This is a genomic window from Synechococcus sp. CS-1332 (assembly GCF_025127995.1).
Classification (GTDB): Bacteria; Cyanobacteriota; Cyanobacteriia; order PCC-6307; family Cyanobiaceae; genus Cyanobium.
On record NZ_JAHLYP010000038.1, the window covers coordinates 184225 to 198939 of the forward strand.

General features: G+C 67.9%; 14 protein-coding genes and 1 tRNA gene. 3 read left to right on the forward strand and 12 right to left on the reverse strand.

Annotation, left to right across the window (positions count from 1 at the left end; translation table 11 throughout):
• Window positions 1-22 precede the first annotated feature (22 nt).
• From KQ305_RS08280 to KQ305_RS08320, 9 genes are all read right to left on the reverse strand, one after another.
• The gene (locus tag KQ305_RS08280; RefSeq protein ID WP_259724930.1) at window positions 23-1018 is read right to left on the reverse strand and encodes an ABC transporter ATP-binding protein; all 996 of its coding nucleotides are present in this window, start codon (window positions 1016-1018) and stop codon (window positions 23-25) included.
• Complete coding sequence (locus tag KQ305_RS08285) at window positions 1015-1809, reverse strand: carbohydrate ABC transporter permease (protein ID WP_259724931.1); 795 nt, start codon at window positions 1807-1809, stop codon at window positions 1015-1017. The genes KQ305_RS08280 and KQ305_RS08285 overlap by 4 nt, the downstream gene beginning before the upstream one ends.
• Window positions 1806-2693, reverse strand: coding sequence for a carbohydrate ABC transporter permease (locus KQ305_RS08290; protein ID WP_259724932.1), 888 nt, complete (start codon window positions 2691-2693; stop codon window positions 1806-1808). Before KQ305_RS08290 ends, KQ305_RS08285 begins: the two co-directional genes overlap by 4 nt.
• Entirely contained in the window at window positions 2690-4027 is a 1338-nt protein-coding gene (locus tag KQ305_RS08295) for an extracellular solute-binding protein (protein ID WP_259724933.1), read from the reverse strand. The genes KQ305_RS08290 and KQ305_RS08295 overlap by 4 nt, the downstream gene beginning before the upstream one ends.
• Before the next feature lie 59 nt (window positions 4028-4086).
• On the reverse strand, window positions 4087-6009 hold the full coding sequence (gene htpG / locus KQ305_RS08300; RefSeq protein ID WP_259724934.1) for a molecular chaperone HtpG: 1923 nt from the start codon (window positions 6007-6009) through the stop codon (window positions 4087-4089).
• An 87-nt stretch (window positions 6010-6096) separates the two neighbouring features.
• Window positions 6097-6324: a ferredoxin family protein gene (locus tag KQ305_RS08305; RefSeq protein ID WP_259724935.1), complete on the reverse strand. Its 228-nt coding sequence runs from the start codon at window positions 6322-6324 to the stop codon at window positions 6097-6099.
• A gap of 26 nt (window positions 6325-6350) precedes the next feature.
• Entirely contained in the window at window positions 6351-7541 is a 1191-nt protein-coding gene (locus KQ305_RS08310; RefSeq protein ID WP_259724936.1) for an ATP phosphoribosyltransferase regulatory subunit, read from the reverse strand.
• Between the two features lie 37 nt (window positions 7542-7578).
• Entirely contained in the window at window positions 7579-8463 is an 885-nt protein-coding gene (locus tag KQ305_RS08315) for an inositol monophosphatase family protein (RefSeq protein WP_259724937.1), read from the reverse strand.
• Complete coding sequence (locus tag KQ305_RS08320) at window positions 8460-8828, reverse strand: 2Fe-2S iron-sulfur cluster-binding protein (RefSeq protein WP_259724938.1); 369 nt, start codon at window positions 8826-8828, stop codon at window positions 8460-8462. Before KQ305_RS08320 ends, KQ305_RS08315 begins: the two co-directional genes overlap by 4 nt.
• Window positions 8829-8917: 89 nt before the next feature.
• On the opposite strand from KQ305_RS08320, the gene KQ305_RS08325 reads away from it, so the two are divergent.
• Window positions 8918-9004, forward strand: a tRNA-Ser gene (locus KQ305_RS08325).
• Between the two features lie 123 nt (window positions 9005-9127).
• Here KQ305_RS08325 and pstB read toward each other — a convergent pair.
• The 3 genes from pstB to pstC are packed head-to-tail and all read right to left on the reverse strand — an operon-like array spanning window position 9128 to window position 11899.
• The gene (pstB, locus tag KQ305_RS08330; RefSeq protein WP_259724939.1) at window positions 9128-9937 is read right to left on the reverse strand and encodes a phosphate ABC transporter ATP-binding protein PstB; all 810 of its coding nucleotides are present in this window, start codon (window positions 9935-9937) and stop codon (window positions 9128-9130) included.
• A gap of 50 nt (window positions 9938-9987) precedes the next feature.
• A complete protein-coding gene (gene pstA / locus KQ305_RS08335; protein WP_259724940.1) occupies window positions 9988-10896 on the reverse strand; it encodes a phosphate ABC transporter permease PstA in 909 nt (302 codons plus the stop codon).
• A 49-nt stretch (window positions 10897-10945) separates the two neighbouring features.
• On the reverse strand, window positions 10946-11899 hold the full coding sequence (gene pstC / locus KQ305_RS08340) for a phosphate ABC transporter permease subunit PstC (protein WP_259724941.1): 954 nt from the start codon (window positions 11897-11899) through the stop codon (window positions 10946-10948).
• Between the two features lie 124 nt (window positions 11900-12023).
• Here pstC and dnaK point away from each other — a divergent pair, with 124 nt between their 5' ends.
• Entirely contained in the window at window positions 12024-14171 is a 2148-nt protein-coding gene (gene dnaK / locus KQ305_RS08345; RefSeq protein WP_259724942.1) for a molecular chaperone DnaK, read from the forward strand.
• A 32-nt stretch (window positions 14172-14203) separates the two neighbouring features.
• Window positions 14204-14715: J domain-containing protein (locus KQ305_RS08350; protein WP_259724943.1), on the forward strand; the 512-nt coding region annotated here is incomplete at its 3' end.

Here is a 14715-nt window from a genome sequence, read left to right on the forward strand (position 1 = left end):
GTCTGGCTCGGCCCCGTGGCCGTCAGTGAAGGAGTCTGGCGCCGCTCTGGGGATCGAACCACAGTTCGTGCTGCCGCTGCCAGCTCAGTCGCGGTTCCTGGGGCGTCGCTGTCTCGGGGGCGGTGAGCACCCGCAGGGTGCCCCACTGGCTGTCGAGCCAGAGGAGTTGCTGGTGGCCCCACCACTCACGGCGCAGCAACCGTGCCGCCACGGCACCGTCCTCGCTCAGGTGCAGGTGCTCGGGCCGCAGGCCGAGCTGGCGTCCGGGCTCGATCGACAGCAGGTTGATCGCTGGCCGGCCCAGAAACGAGGCAACGAATCGGTTGGCGGGGTTGGTGTAGAGCTCCCGCGGGCTGCCCACCTGCTGCAGCCGGCCTGCCTCGAGCAGGGCGATGCGGTCGGCCATGCCCACGGCCTCCTGCTGGTCGTGGGTCACGTAGATCACCGGTTGCTCCCGGCCGCAAAGCAGCCGCCGCAGTTCCGGTCGCAGGTCCTCCCGCAGCTGGGCGTCGAGGTTGCTCATCGGCTCATCCAGCAGAACGATCCGTGGTTGGCGGAGCAGGGCCCGGGCCAGGGCCACCCGCTGGCGCTGGCCGCCGGAGAGCTGGGCGGGCCGGCGATGGCGCAGCTCCCCGAGCTGCAGCAGGTCGAGGGTGGCGTCGATGCGTCGCTGGCGCTCGCGGACGGCCATCCCGCGCACCTGCAGGCCCAGCTCCAGGTTGCCCGCCACGCTCAGGTGGGGGTAGAGGGCGTAACTCTGGAAGACCATCGCCACCTGCCGTTCGCCTGGGCCCCGCTCGCTGAGATCCTCCCCGTCAAGGAGCACCTGTCCTCCGCTGGCTGGATCCAGCCCCGCCACCAGGCGCAGGGTGGTGGACTTGCCGCAGCCGCTGGGTCCCAGCAGGGCGACGCATTCGCCGGGGGCGACGTGCAGGTCGAGCCGATCCAGCAACCGCCGTTCCCCCACTTCGCGGCACAGCTGCCGCAGTTCCAGACCGGCGCCGGAGGCGGTGCTCATCCCTTCACCGCCCCACGGGTGAGTCCCGAGACGATCGACCTCTGGGCCAGCAACACCAAAACAAGCAGGGGCAGGCTGCCCAGCACGGTGGCAGCGGCGAAGGCGCCGTAGGGGATGGTGAACACCGAGCCGCCCCCGATCCGGGCGATGGCGATCGGCAGGGTGAGCAGATCGTCGCGGCTGATCCAGGTGAGCGCGATGGCGTACTCGTTCCAGCTGGCCAGGAAGACCAGGATGGCCGTGCTGGCCAGGGCCGGCCCCAGCAGGGGGAGAAGAACGAATCGGAGCCGCTGACCCAGATGGAGGCCCTCCAGCCGCGCGGCATCCTCCAGCTCCCCGGGAAGGTCGGCGAGGGCGGCCCGCAGCAGCAGCACGGCCAGGGGCAGGGACAAGGCCGTGTAGGGCAGGCTGAGGGTGAGCAGGTTGTTGGCCAGGCCGAAGCTCCGGGCCATCTCCAGCAGCGCCAGGAACAGCAGCACGGTGGGGAACATGGCCGCCGCCACCAGAGCCAGGCCCACCCCCCAGCGCAAGGGCCCCCCTTGCTTCTGCAAGCCGTAGGCGCAGGGCACCGCCAGCAGCAGGGTGAGCAGGGTGGTGGCCAGACCCACCAGGGCGCTGTTGCCCAGGTACCGCCAGAAGGGGGGGTCGCCGGAGAGCACCAGCTGGTAGTTGGCCAGTGTCCAGGGGTTGCCCTCCAGCAGGGGCGCCACCAGGGCTTCCGGGCGCAGCAGGGAGGTACGCAGCTGCCAGAGCAGGGGCCCCAGGCTCCAGAGCAGCACAAGCAGCCTCATGCCGCCCGCTCCGTCGTTCGCTCCAGGCCAGCGCGCCGCAGCAGCAGCCAGCCGCCGCCGAGCGGCACCAGTAACAGCAGGAACGTGGCGAGCATCACCGTGCTGGCGTAGCCGAAGTCCAGGAAACGCATGGCATTGAGATAGGCATAAAGGGCCAGGCTCTCGGTGCTGCCGGCAGGCCCGCCGCCCGTGAGCACCTGGATCAGGTCAAACACCCCGAGGGCCTGGGCGAGTCGGAACAGCACGGCCAGGGTGATGTAGGGCACCAACAGCGGCAGGGTGAGGCGGCGCAGGATCTGGAGGCGGCTGGCCCCCTCCAGGCGCAGGGCCTCCTCCAGGTCCACTGGAATCGTTTGCAGCCCCGCCAGCAGCAGCAGGGCCACGAACGGCATGGTCTTCCAGACATCCGCCAGCACCACAAAGAACCAGGTGGTGGCCGGGGTGGAGAGAAAGCCATAGCTGCTGCCGCCCAGGGAGCGGATGGCGGCGTTGAGCGGTCCATGGGGATCGTTGAGGATCCAGCGCCAACCCAGGGCCATCACCGTGGTGGGCAGGGCCCAGGGCAGCAGGGTCAGGGCCCGCAGGGGGCCGCGGCCCCGCAAGGGGCGGTGCAGCAGCAGGGCCAGGGCCAGGCCCCCCAGCAGTTCCAGGGCCACCGAGCAGATGGCGAACCTCAGGGTCTGGCCCGCATCCGTCCAGAAGCGGACGTCATCGAGCAGACGGCCCCAGTTGGCGCCTCCATTCGGGACGGGCACCAGCCCGGTGAGCACCGAGCTGGCGTGGAAGCTCAGCCAGCCGTAGCGCAGCAGGGGATAGAGAAACACCGCCGCCAGCAGGACCAGCGCCGGCAGTATCAACAGAAGCGAACTGCTGCGGGTTCTCATGGGCTTCGGGGAGGGCTTCCCGGAGGGCTGCCTGGGGTGCCCGCGACCGAGCGCAGCACCTGGAGGCTCTGGCGCTGGGCGGTGGCCATGGTCTGGTCGGGCCCCGCCTGGCCGGTGAGCATGCCGTTCACCTGGCGGGCCAGCAGATCACTGAGCTGGGCATAGGCGGGCGTGAGTGGCCGCAGCTGGGGATGTCGCAGGGCCTGCCGCTGCACCGCCAGGAGAGGGGCGCGGCGTTGCAGGTCCGGGTCGTCGTAGAGCCGGCTCCAGGTGGGGGCATAGCCCTGCTCGATGGCAAGCTGGCGCTGCACAACGGGGCCGGTGAGCCAGCGGATCACCGCCACCGCCTCCTCGGGATGGGGGCTGCCCTTGATCAGGGAGAGCCCCCAGGTGCCAAGGGTGCCGCCTCCCTGCTCCCCCGGGGCCCCCACCATGGACGTCACACCCACCTTGCCCTTCACCGGCCCTCCGCCCTTCTCGATCTCCCGCCAGGCGTAGGGCCAGTTGCGCAGGAAGGCGGCCTCACCGGCGGCGAAGGACTGCAGGGCATCATTTTCGGCGTAGTTGGCCACCGCCTTGGGGCTGACCCCGTCGCGCAGCAGGGCGTCGAGCCATCCGGCGGCCGCCACGGCCTGCGGACTGTCCAGCACCGTCCGTGCGGTGGCGTCATCCCACCAGCGGGCGCCGAAGCCCTGCAGCATCTCCACCATCACGCAGCTCAGCCCCTCGTACTGGCGCCCCTGCCAGAGATAGCCCCAGCGCACCCTGCCGCGGCGCTGCAGATCGCGGGAGATGGCCACCAGCTCCTCGGTGTCACGGGGCGGTCGCTCCATCAGGTCGGTGCGCCAGTAGAGCAGGCCCGTGTCGCCGGTGAGGGGCATGCGCCAGAGGTGCTCCCCCAGGCCATTGCCCAGGCGGGCGCCGGGCTCCATGGCCGCCAGCACCTCCGGGCCGAACCACCGTTCCAACGGCAGGAACCAGCCGGCAGCCACGTACTTGGCCAGCCAGCTCACATCCACCAGCAGCAGATCGAAGGGGGCTTCGCCCAGCAGCAGGCTGCTGATGGCCAGGTCGGAGATGGTCTCCGTGTCCAGGGGGCCGCGGATCACCTCCAGCGCCACCCCGGAACCACTGGCGTTGAAGCGCGCCACCGGGCCTGCCACCGCGTCGGCGAGGGGGGCGGGCATCAGCACCCTTATCGGCACCGGCTCCGCCGCGACCGCCTGGACCGATTTCAGGCCGGTGGTGGACACCAGCACCAGCAGCAGGACGGCGAGCAGCCCCAGGACGGCGGGCTGCCGACGCAGGCTGGAGAGGGGGGGGCGGGCCGCCATCGGCCAACGTTAGGCGGCCCGTTCAGATCCCCTGGTGGCCGCCCTCTGCGACGCCGGGCTCAGAGGCCCCGCTGCATCAGCTGACCCATCAGGTCGGAGCTGCGTTGCTGGAAACCGGCCAGCTGGTTGGGCTCCAGGCCTCCCACGGCCAGGCGCGCCACCTCATAGATGTGGCGGCTGAGATCCTCCGCCAGCTGGCGGCTGGGGGAGGTGGTGTCGGACCCGGTGATGACGGCACCGGACGAGAGCTTGAGCAGACCCTCCACCAGGGGATGGCGGCGATTCACCAGCAGCACGTGGTGATCGGGCAGGCCCGGCAGCCGTTGCTCCATCAGGGCTCCCATGTCATTGAGACGGCGCATCTGCTCCGGCAGCAGGATCAGGGCAGCCGGTGAGCCTTCCCCCTTCAGCGACTGCACCTGGATGGTGATCTTGTTGTCAGCGAGGGCGGCCTTGAACAGGTCGCGGAGCTTCTCACCGCTGTCCTTGCCTTCGGCATCGGCCAGCTCGCTCTCGGGCTCATGCAGGCTGGCGTCGAGCTCGGCGTCGACCCGCTGGAAACGCAGGTCGCCATGGCGGGCCTCGAGCCAGGGGATGAACTGGGAATCGATCAGGGTGTCGGCCAACAGCACCTCCGCCCCCTGCCCCTTCCACAGGGCCAGGGCTCCGGCCTGCCCGGCCTCATCGGTGCAGTAGAGGATCCGATCGGCGTTGTCGCCGGCCAGGCGGCCCCGGTAGCCGGCCAGGGTGGTGAAGGTGCGCCCATCGGTGGCAACGGGATCGAGGCCGGTGCTGGCTTCGCCGTCCTCGGGCGGCTGGGCGGCGGCGGCTGTGGTGCCGTACAGGATCAGATCCGCCACTTGCTCGGCGAACTTCTCGTCCTCCATGGCACCAATCTTGATGAAGGGGGCCAGCGAATCCCAGATCTCGGCGTAGCGGGCCGGTTCGTCGCGGTGCAGCTCCTTGAGCCGGTCGCCCACCTTCTTGGCCACGAAGCCGCCGATCGAGCGCACCCGCCGATCGGTCTGCAGGGCGCTGCGGCTGACGTTCAGCGGGATGTCGGGCGAATCGATCACACCCCGCAGAGGCAGCAGATAGCGGGGCACCACCTCCTTGATGGAATCGCTGACAAACACCTGGTTGCAGTAGAGGCGGATCTCGCCCTTCTCCCAGTCGGCACGGCCGGTGATCCTGGGGAAGTAGAGAATGCCCTGCAGGTTGTAGGGGTAATCGGTGTTGAGGTGCACCCAGAGCAGGGGGTCACCCTGGAAGGGGTACAGATAGCGGTAGAGGGCGACATAATCGTCGTCGCTGAGCTCCCGGGGGCTTTTGCGCCAGGGCGCCTCCCGCTTGTTGACCGTCTCGCCATCGAGCTGCACCGCCACCGGCAGGAAGTCGCAGTAGGTGGTGATCAGGGTGCGGATTCTGGAGGGTTCGATGTACTCCAGCTCCTCCTCCATCAGGTGCAGGATCACGTCAGTGCCGGGTTCGGACCGCTCGGCCCCCTCGAGGCTGAAATTGGGGGAGCCGTCGCAGCTCCAGCGCACCGCCTCAGCGTCGGGCCGGGCACTCAGGCTGACCAGCTCCACGCGGGAAGCCACCATGAAACTGGAGTAGAAACCCAGTCCGAAGTGGCCGATGATGGCGTCGCTCTCGCTCTTGTACTTCTCGAGGAAGTCCTCGGCGCTGGAGAAGGCCACCTGGTTGATGTAGCGCTTCACCTCATCGGCGGTCATGCCGATGCCGTTGTCGCTGATGGTGAGGGTTTTGGCCTCCCGATCAATCCGGATGGCGATGGCTCCCTCGGTGCCCTCGCTGCAGTCGCCGGCCATGGCGGCCATGCGGCGCTTGCTGATCGCATCCACCCCGTTGCTGACCAGTTCCCGCAGGAACACCTCATGGCCGGAATAGACGGCCTTCTTGATGATCGGGAAGATGTTCTCGGTGTGGATCTGAATCTGGCCCTGTTCCAGCACCGTCATGGCGAATGAGAAGAATCGCCCTGAACCTAGGTGGGGGTGCGCGGCGGCTCAAGACCAGCGAGGGTGGGGTCCCCGAACCAGCGGACCTCAGCCGCCAGGCTTCTGCAGGTCGGGCCGCTCCTCCGGCAGGATCGCCCCCTCCACCGGACACACCTGAAGGCAGATGCCGCAGTCGATGCAGGTGTCGAAGTCAATCCAGAAGAACACGGTTCCCTTGCTGTTCGCCCCCTGGCCGGGGTGGATGCAGGCCACCGGACAGGCGTCGACACAGTCGGCCACGCCCTCGCAGACGTTGGTGACGATCGAGTGGGCCATCGATGGGGAGAAGCAGCGGCCGGATCCTAGGCAGCCAGCCAGACCGCACCACGGCAGCCCCGTTCCGCGGCGAGCCGTTCCGCTTCGGCGCGGTCCGCGCAGGGGTGGGTGCAAAGCTCGGCGGCTTCTCCTTTCCCGTGCAGATCTCCCATGTGGCTGAGGGCCCGCCCGAGGCCGGCGGCGGTGGCGCTGGCCACCAGCCACGGACCCGGGGCCTGACCATCAGCCGCCAGAGGGACATCCCCTGATTCGAGCAGATCCCGGATGGCCTCCACGTCGAAACCGAAGCCGGTGCCGGCCGCCTGGGTGTGGTCGGCGCAGAAGCGTCCCACCAGGGCGTCGTAGCGGCCGCCGCTGGCGATGGCCACCGGGGCATCGGCCCCCTGGCAGACAAGCTTGAACACCAGGCCGTCGTAAAGATCGAAATGGGGCTGGAAGGTGGGATCCAGCTGCACCCGCACGCCAAGGGTGGCGGCTGGTGGCTTGACGCTGGCCAGGGTGGCGGCGAGCGACTCCAGCAGCGGCACCGGTCCGAGCCACTGTTCCAGCTGATAGAGAACCCGCACAGGCTCGCCCCGCAGGCCGATCAAGGCCATCAGCCGTTGCCGCTGGCTGTCGGGAAGGGACAGCGCGCCGAGGGCCAGGGGGTCGAAGTCGGTGAGGGCATGGCGGGCCAGGGAGCGCTGATCCACCGGGACCTGGCTGAGCAGGGCGCTGAGCAGCCCGTGGTGACCCACCAGCAGGGTGGGCTGGTGCTGGGGTGGCAGACCCAGGCTGGCCACCGCCGCCAGCAGCAGGTGCAGCAGCTCGGTGTCCGCGGCGGGGGAGGGCTCCCCCAGCAGTTCCACGCCGCTCTGCAGTTCCTCGCTGACGCGCTGGCCGCCCCCATCGCCAGTGAAGCTGCGGAAGGTGGTGCCACTGGCCCAGAGCCTCAGGGGCCGGGGACGGCCCAGCATCCGGGTGCTGGCGGCCCGGGCGATCGGCGCGGTGAGTTCCGGCCGCAGCCCCAGGGGCTCATCGGCCACCAGCCGCACGAGCTCCCGTTCGGCGATGGCGCCGCCGGCCTCCAGAGTGTCGAGCCGTTCAATGGTGGGGGGCGCCACTTCCTGGTAGCCCCAGAGGCGATAGACGTTGGCCAGCAGGTCGCACAGGCGCCGATTGCTGTCCACCTGACCCGGGTTCAGGTCCCGCGCGCCGGCGGCAGGTTGGAGGGCCATGGAGGACGGAGGTCGGTCGGGGGTGGGGGGTCGGATCCTATGGAGTGGTGGCGTCCAGCTCGGGGGCACCGAAGCTGGCACCGCTGAGTGGCCGGCAGAGCGCCAGCCCTTCGATCAGGGGCTGGCGCAGGGCGGGGGTGCAGGCGATCACCCGGCCATCGGCCAGGTCGAGGCGGCTGCCGTCGTAGGCGCAGACCTGCCCACCGGCCTCTTCCACCAGCACCACGCCGGCCACAAGGTCCCAGGGGGACAACCCCCGCTCCCAGTAGCCATCGACCCGGCCGGCGGCGACGAAGGCCAGATCCACGGCAGCGGCCCCCGCACGGCGCACCCCGTGGGTGCGGTGGGTAAACCAGGCGAACTCGGCGTAGTTGTTGTCGAGGCGGTGAACCCTGTCGTAGGAGAAACCGGTGACGAGCAGAGAATCCGCCAGGGCGCCGCAGTCGCTGACCCGTAGCCGGCGTCCGTTGCACCAGGCGCCCCGGCCCGGGGCGGCCCAGTAGTGCTCCTCCAGGACTGGCACCTCCAGGGCGCCGAGCAGGGGCAGCCCCTGCCAGCTGAGCCCCACGGAGGTGCCGAAGAATGGATAGCCATGGGCGTAGTTGGTGGTGCCATCGAGGGGGTCGACGCACCACTGCAGGTCCCCCTGGCCGGCGAGTTGGCCGCTTTCCTCGGCCAGCACAGCCACGGTGGGGGTGCCGTCCGCCAGGACCGCCAGAACGGCGGCTTCGGCCGCCAAGTCGGCCTCGGTGACGAGGTTTCCCGCCATGCCCTTCTCCTTCACCTGCTCCAGCTGGCCGAAGTGGCGCCGCAACTCACGGCCGCCGGCTTCAGCGGCCTCGCGAGCCACCTGCAGCAACCGTTCCAGCTCGTTGGCATCAAGGCCGGAGCCCTCCAAGGCCCGTTGACAGAGGGAGGTCATTCGTCGTCCAGGGGCAGACCGGGACGCACCAGACCGCGGCCGAAGAAGCGACCGAACTGGCGGTCGTAGACCTCGTCCTCGTCCTGGGTCTCCACGTCCAGCGGACCGGTGGCCCGGGCGACGCAGAGGAGTCCATAGCCCTCCTTGCGCAGGTCTTTGGAGAGGCCGAGGGCCTCCCGCTGATCAATGCTTCCCTCCAGCACCCGCACGGCGCAGGCTGTGCAGCAGCCGTTGCGGCAGCTGAAGGGCAGTGGTTCGCCCTGCGCTTCGAAGCTGCGCAGGATGTACTCCCCTTCCGGCACGTCCAGGCGGATGACACGGTTGGCCTGTCGCCAGTGGACCGTGATCGGGTAGGTGCGGCTCATGGGGGCGCTGGGCAGGGGGGAGGGTGCAAACGGGGCGAGGGGTCCGGGTGCAGCCCCTGCTACATTGACATCTGCCCCATTTCGCCCCTGGAGAGGTGGCCGAGTGGTCGAAGGCGCAGCACTGGAAATGCTGTATAGGGGCAACTCTATCGAGGGTTCGAATCCCTCCCTCTCCGTTTCTGAAGTCGGTCCTATGGGCCGGCTTTTTTTTGGTTCGCAGCCGCGCAGAACATCCCTCAGCCCAGGTGCTGAGAGGGTTCTGTTGGCCGCTTTGCTGATGATGATCCCTAAGTCTGGAATCAGCCGAACCGTCCGCTGACATAGTCAAGCGTCGACTGCTGGCTAGGAGAATTAAAGATGTTCTCGGTCTCGTTGAATTCCACCAGATAGCCAACTTTCCCCGAGCCTCCTTCGACGGCCTCGGCGTTGAAGAACGCGGTCATGTCGGCGACGCGCACGGCCTGCTGCATGTTGTGGGTCACGATCATGATCGTGTAGCTCCGCTTCAGCTCGTGCATAGTCTCTTCGATCTTGAGGGTCGAGATCGGATCGAGCGCCGAGCAGGGCTCGTCCATCAGGATCACTTCGGGCTCCGTGGCGATGGCCCGGGCGATGCAGAGCCGCTGCTGCTGGCCGCCGGAGAGGGAGAAGCCGCTCTCCTTGAGCTTGTCCTTGCACTCATCCCAGACGGCGGCCTTGCGCAGGGAGCGCTCCACCAGCTCGTCCATGTCACCTTTGTAGCCGTTGATCCGGGCGCCGAAGGCGATGTTTTCGTAGATCGACTTGGGGAAGGGGTTGGGCTTCTGGAACACCATGCCGATGCGGCGCCTCACCTCCACCGGATCGACGCGTTTGTCGTAGAGATCGTGCTGATCGAAGACCACACGCCCCTTGAGGCTGCAGCCGGGGATCAGGTCGTTCATGCGGTTGAGGGCCCGCAGCACCGTGCTCTTGCCGCAGCCGGAGGGGCCGATGAAGGCCGTCACCTTGCCCTTGGGGAGATCCATGTAGACGTTCTTGACCGCCTCGAAGCTGCCGTAGGAGATGGTCACGTCCTGCAGGGACATGCAGACGTCACTGGCGGCAGTGGAGGAAGGGGAAGCAGTCATGTCAGGGATGGGGGGGAATCGAAGCCGGAGGAAAGGGACGGGGAAAGGGGTCAGGCCCGGGTCGCGCTGCTGATCCAGCGGGCCAGCAGGTTGGCTCCGAGAATCATGATCACGAGCACGAAGGAGGCGGCCCAGGCCAGCTCGTTCTGCGCTTCGTAGGGCATGATCGCGAAGTTGAAGATCAGCACCGACATGGTGGCGATCGGATTGAACAATCCTTCCGGCCAGAAGGGGGAGAAGAGGGCCGTGAAAATCAGCGGTGCCGTCTCCCCTGCGGCCCTGGCGATCCCCAGCACCACGCCCGTGGCGATCGGTGTGAAGGCGGCGGGCAGGGTGATCTGGGTGATGGTGACGAATCGGGAGGCACCGACGCCGTAGGCCCCCATGCGCATCTCTTGGGGCACCAGCAGCAAGCCCTCATAGGTGGTCTTGATCACGGTGGGCAGCATCAGAACGGAAAGGGCGATGCCGCCGGCCATGGCGCTGAAGCTCTGGTCGAAGAACAGCCGGGTGGTCACGATCAGGGAATAGATGAAAACACCGCAGATGATCGAGGGCACTCCGGCGAGAACATCGTTGCCGAAACGCACGAACTTGGAGAACCAGCCGTCCTGGGCATATTCCGAGAGATAAACGCCACCCCCCACCCCCACCGGAATGGCGATCAAGGAGGCGATCAGGGTGACGACGATGGTGCCGAGGATCGCGTTACCGATGCCGCCACCTTCGAGGCCGGGGGCCGGGGGCAGTTCGGTGAGCAGCCGCAGGCTGAGCAGCTGCCCCCCTTGGATAAGGACGTAAATCAACACCAGGAAGAGGGGGACCACCGCAAGCGCCGCAAAAAAAGCGGCAATGGCGTTGGCCACTTGATTGAAGCGATTGCGCTTCAGGCCGGGGTCGTAGTGAAGGGTAAGCCGCTCCGTGAAGTGACTGGTCGTTGGTGGGGTCGAGACAGACATGGCCAGGGAACGGGGTGGGCGGGCTGTGGAAGGGGAGGCGTGGAAGGGTTCAGTAGCGCAGGCTGAGACGCCGCACGATCCACTGGGCCAACACGTTGACGACGAAGGTGAGAATCATCAGGACGACGGCCGCGTACATCAGGGCCGAGACCTGAATGCCATCGGCTTCACCAAACTGGTTGGCGAGCATCGAGGCGATGGTGTTTCCCGGTGCCAGGAGGGACACGCTGAAGTTGAGGGAGTTACCGATGATCATCGTGACGGCCATGGTTTCGCCCATCGCCCGACCCAGGGAGAGCATCACGCCGCCCATGATCGAAGAGACAGCTGCCGGCAGAATCACATTGAAGATGGCGCCCCAGCGGGTGGTGCCGACCCCATAGGCCCCCTGACGCAATTCGATCGGCACCTGGTTGAGGGCATCACGGGAAATGGCGGTGATGATCGGAAGCACCATCACCACAAGAATCAGGATCGCGGGGGCCGTGCCGGGACCCTGGGGTGCGGTGGAGAAGAAGGGGGTCCAGCCGAGGGTCGTGTGCAGCAGTGAAAGGAAGGGGCGGATGGCCGGCTCCATCACAAAGATGGCCCAGAGGCCGAGAACCACCGATGGAATGGCGGCCAGAAGTTCCACCAGCAGGCCGATGAGGCCCCTTAAGCGGCTGGGGATCAGATCCTCGGTAATGAAAATGGCGGTGCCCAAGCCGATGGGAACGGCGATCAGCAGGGAAAGGATCGCGGTGACAAGCGTCCCGTAGATCGCGATCAGGGCCCCGTACTGCTCGTTGACGGGATCCCAGGCGGAGGTGGTCAGGAACTTGAGGCCGAAGGTGGCCATGGCCTCCCTGGCGCCGCTGAAGACCGTCAGGAAGATCGCCAGCAGCACGATCCCCACCGACGCCGCCAGCACCAGGGTGAGCTGGCGGAAGCCGATGTCGAAAAGCTTTTCCTGGGGGGGACGTCGCCTCAGGGTGAACGCGTCGATGGGTGTGGCGCTCCTCATGCAGGAATAGTGCCGGTCGGCATGGACGTTCCACCTGATCTGAGCACGAGTTTCAGCCCCCGCGTTTAAGCTGGGTTTAACGGCCGTCAGGCTCCGGTAGCGTTGGGCCGCCATCAGGACTTCCATGGGGCGCATCGTTGGCATCGATCTGGGCACCACCAACTCGGTGGTGGCCGTGCTCGAAGGCGGCAGGCCCCAGGTCATTGCCAACGCCGAGGGGGGGCGCACCACGCCCTCGGTGGTCGGGTTCAGCCGCGACCAGGAGCTGCTGGTTGGCCAGCTCGCCCGGCGCCAACTGGTGCTCAACCCCCGCAACACGTTTGCCAACCTGAAGCGGTTCGTCGGCCGCAGCTGGGACGAACTTGACGAGGGCAGCCTGGGGGTGCCCTACAGCGTGCGTGCCAACGACCAGGGCAATGTGCGCGTCATCTGCCCAGCCACCGAACGGGAGTACGCCCCGGAGGAACTGGTGGCCTCGATCCTGCGCAAGCTCGTGGATGACGCCGCCACCTATCTGGGCGAAGCCGTCGAAGCGGCGGTGATCACGGTGCCGGCCTACTTCAACGACGCCCAGCGCCAGGCCACCCGCGACGCCGGGCGGTTGGCGGGAATCGCCGTGGAACGGATTCTCAATGAGCCCACCGCGGCGGCGCTGGCCTACGGCTTTGATCGCAGCACCGTCAAGCGGGTGCTGGTGTTCGACCTCGGTGGCGGCACCTTCGACGTGTCGGTGCTGCGCATCGCCAACGGTGTCTTCGATGTGATGGCCACCAGTGGCGACACCCAGCTGGGGGGCAACGACTGGGACCGGCGCATCGTCGACTGGGTGGCTGAAGCCTTCCTGCAACAGAACGGCCTCGACCTGCGCCGCGACCGCCAGGCCCTGCAGCGACTCACCGAGGCCGCCGAGAAGGCCAAGGAGGAGCTGTCCGGAGTGCAGAGCACCCCCTTGTCGCTGCCCTTCATCGCCACGGGCCCCGACGGTCCGCTCCACATCGAGACGACCCTGGAGCGGGGCACCTTCGAAGCTCTCTGTCCGGACCTGCTCGACCGGCTGCTGCGCCCGGTCCAACGGGCCCTGCGGGATTCAGGCCTGAATGCCGACGCCATCGACGATCTGGTGCTGGTGGGTGGCTCCACCCGCATGCCGATGGTGCAGGAGATGGTGCGTACCCTCATTCCCCGCGAGCCCTGCCAGTCGGTCAATCCCGATGAGGTGGTCGCCATCGGGGCGGCGGTGCAGGCCGGCATCCTCACCGGCGAACTGCGCGACCTGATGCTCAACGACGTCACCCCCCTCTCCCTCGGCCTGGAGACGATCGGTGGGGTGATGAAGGTGCTGATTCCGCGCAACACCTCGATTCCCGTGCGCAAGTCGGATCTGTTCAGCACCTCGGAGGCCAACCAGTCGTCGGTGGAGATCCACGTGCTGCAGGGCGAACGCCAGATGGCCGCCGACAACAAATCACTTGGTCGCTTCCGGCTCTCCGGCATTCCACCGGCGCCCCGCGGGGTGCCCCAGGTGCAGGTGTCCTTCGACATCGACGCCAACGGCCTGCTGCAGGTCTCCGCCACCGACCGCACCACCGGACGCCAGCAGAGCGTCTCGATCCAGGGGGGGTCCAACCTCAGCGAGGAGGAGATCAACCGGTTGCTGGAGGAGGCAGAGCGCAAGTCGGTCGAGGATCGCCGCAAACGAGCGGTGATCGATCGCCGCAATCGCGCCCAGACCCTGGTGGCCCAGGCTGAGCGCCGTCTGCGGGATGCCGCCCTGGAGCTGGGACCCGCCGGGGCCGAGCGCCAGCAGCGCGCTGTCGAGCTGGCCCTGCGTGACGTCCAGGACGTGCTGGCCCAGGACGACCCTGCCGACCTGGAGTTGACCGTCAGCCAGCTTCAGGAGGCCCTGTTCGGTCTCAACCGGCGCCTGCTCGGGGAACGGCGCTCGGAGAGCGGTCCCCTCAAGGGACTCAAGAACACCCTGGGTTCCCTCAAGGACGAACTGTTCTCCGACGACGACTGGGATGACTGGGGCGGATCGGGCCGTTCCGATCCCTGGTCCAGCCCGCCGCGGCTGCCCCAGCGCGATCCCTACCCCCTCGGCCGCTTCGCCGAGCGGGAAAGCCGCTACGACGACGACATCCCCTCCCGTCGCTGGGAGAACGGCCGTTCCTGGGATCGTCAGGAGTCCTTCGAGCGGGACCCGGCCGCTGATCGGCATCGTCCGCGCCGTGGCGGCAGGGCCGACCAGGACGACCCCTGGGCCGACGGCTGAGGGTCGTGAGCCAATCCCCAAGCTCGGATTCGGTGGCGACGGCCGCCCGTGATCACTGGGAGGTGCTCGGCCTGGCTCCGGGTGCCGACGCGGTGAGCATCAAACGGGCCTTCCGCCAGCAGGCCCGGCTGTGGCACCCGGACCTCAACGGCAATGATCCGGTGGCCGAAGCCCGCTTCAAGCGGGTCAACGAGGCCTATGCGGTTCTCTCGGATCCGATCCGGCGCCGAGCCTGGGAGGCCGGTGAGGGGCAGGACAGCGCTGGCCTTGAGCGTGATCCCTTCGCCAGCGGCTTCCCCCGATTCGAGGACTACCTGGCGCAGCTCTTCGGTCAGGAGCGACGCCGTGCCCGGACCTGGGACGACGAACCCGAGGAGGAGACTCCGCCAGAGGCCGGTGGCGCTCGCGGTGGCGGCGGCGGTGGCGTCAATCCGATTCCGATTCCGATTCCGATTCCGACGCCGACGCCGACGCCGACGCCGACGCCGACGCCCACACCGACACCGACTCCCACACCGACTCCCACACCGACTCCCACACCGAC

What these genes read in the sequence shown, in the direction of transcription:
- KQ305_RS08280 (WP_259724930.1), bottom strand. Translation starts at nt 1,018, where the DNA reads ATGAGCACCGCCTCCGGCGCCGGTCTGGAACTGCGGCAGCTGTGCCGC.
- KQ305_RS08285 (WP_259724931.1), bottom strand. Translation starts at nt 1,809, where the DNA reads ATGAGGCTGCTTGTGCTGCTCTGGAGCCTGGGGCCCCTGCTCTGGCAG.
- KQ305_RS08290 (WP_259724932.1), bottom strand. Translation starts at nt 2,693, where the DNA reads ATGAGAACCCGCAGCAGTTCGCTTCTGTTGATACTGCCGGCGCTGGTC.
- KQ305_RS08295 (WP_259724933.1), bottom strand. Translation starts at nt 4,027, where the DNA reads ATGGCGGCCCGCCCCCCCCTCTCCAGCCTGCGTCGGCAGCCCGCCGTC.
- htpG (WP_259724934.1), bottom strand. Translation starts at nt 6,009, where the DNA reads ATGACGGTGCTGGAACAGGGCCAGATTCAGATCCACACCGAGAACATC.
- KQ305_RS08305 (WP_259724935.1), bottom strand. Translation starts at nt 6,324, where the DNA reads ATGGCCCACTCGATCGTCACCAACGTCTGCGAGGGCGTGGCCGACTGT.
- KQ305_RS08310 (WP_259724936.1), bottom strand. Translation starts at nt 7,541, where the DNA reads ATGGCCCTCCAACCTGCCGCCGGCGCGCGGGACCTGAACCCGGGTCAG.
- KQ305_RS08315 (WP_259724937.1), bottom strand. Translation starts at nt 8,463, where the DNA reads ATGACCTCCCTCTGTCAACGGGCCTTGGAGGGCTCCGGCCTTGATGCC.
- KQ305_RS08320 (WP_259724938.1), bottom strand. Translation starts at nt 8,828, where the DNA reads ATGAGCCGCACCTACCCGATCACGGTCCACTGGCGACAGGCCAACCGT.
- pstB (WP_259724939.1), bottom strand. Translation starts at nt 9,937, where the DNA reads ATGACTGCTTCCCCTTCCTCCACTGCCGCCAGTGACGTCTGCATGTCC.
- pstA (WP_259724940.1), bottom strand. Translation starts at nt 10,896, where the DNA reads ATGTCTGTCTCGACCCCACCAACGACCAGTCACTTCACGGAGCGGCTT.
- pstC (WP_259724941.1), bottom strand. Translation starts at nt 11,899, where the DNA reads ATGAGGAGCGCCACACCCATCGACGCGTTCACCCTGAGGCGACGTCCC.
- dnaK (WP_259724942.1), top strand. Translation starts at nt 12,024, where the DNA reads ATGGGGCGCATCGTTGGCATCGATCTGGGCACCACCAACTCGGTGGTG.